The 726-nt window shown below is 61.7% G+C and carries 1 protein-coding gene; it reads right to left on the bottom strand.

Features of this window, described 5'->3' with window-relative positions; translation table 11 throughout:
* The coding region (locus SKC42_RS27410; RefSeq protein WP_330967365.1) for an EspA/EspE family type VII secretion system effector at window positions 1-707 on the bottom strand (707 nt) is incomplete at its 3' end.
* Window positions 708-726 lie beyond the last annotated feature (19 nt).

Raw genomic sequence — 726 nt, 5'->3', positions numbered from 1 at the left:
TACACCAAAAGCCCCGAAGCAGCACCCAACCCAGCAAGACAAGCCACAACCTGAAACCACCGCGAAATACACCCCGCCGCAGCAGCATCAGCCCTAATGGCGTCGGACCCGGAGCCCAGCCTGGTGGAACGGCGCCCCACATCTTCGAACTGTTCGACCGCCCTTTGGTACTGCCTGCCCCGCTTGGCTAGGCGACGATGAAGACCCTGGAACACCTCCATCGTCGCTGTGGGCCCTGCGTTGTTTTCGTAGAAATCGATCGTTGCAAGAGCCTCGTCGGTGGCAGCTCCGCGGCGAAGAGATTCGGTCTCCGCGCTGTCCCGGGCCATATTACTGAGCTCGATGCCCTCATTAACGATCCCGGTGGCGGCGTTGGCGGAACGCTCCCAGGCTTCCAGGGCCAGCGCAACGAGCATCGCCATGACAAGCCCATTCTTAACTGCGGCAAGGCCCAGTCGAGTATGAGCGACCCACTGCGCTTGATCATCGATGATGTTGGCTAGGTGCAGATCCAGAGCCGCAAGCTTTTTCGTCCGACCCTGCTGCTCGGCGTTGCGGTCGGTATAGCCCTCCGACGCCGAACCCGCCCACCGAGCACCCGCAGACGCCGACCCCAGCTGCTTAGCCACTCCAGAAAACTCGCCCGCACTCTTTCTCAGGCCCCATCCGTCGGCCGGAGTCGCTAACCCAGTTGTTTGCTCCAGCAACTCGACAACGGTGATAGCC

This window comes from Mycobacterium sp. 050134, assembly GCF_036409085.1.
GTDB lineage: Bacteria > Actinomycetota > Actinomycetes > Mycobacteriales > Mycobacteriaceae > Mycobacterium.
Note: the sequence above shows the minus strand (reverse complement) of the source record. Positions and strands in the feature narration are given on the sequence as shown.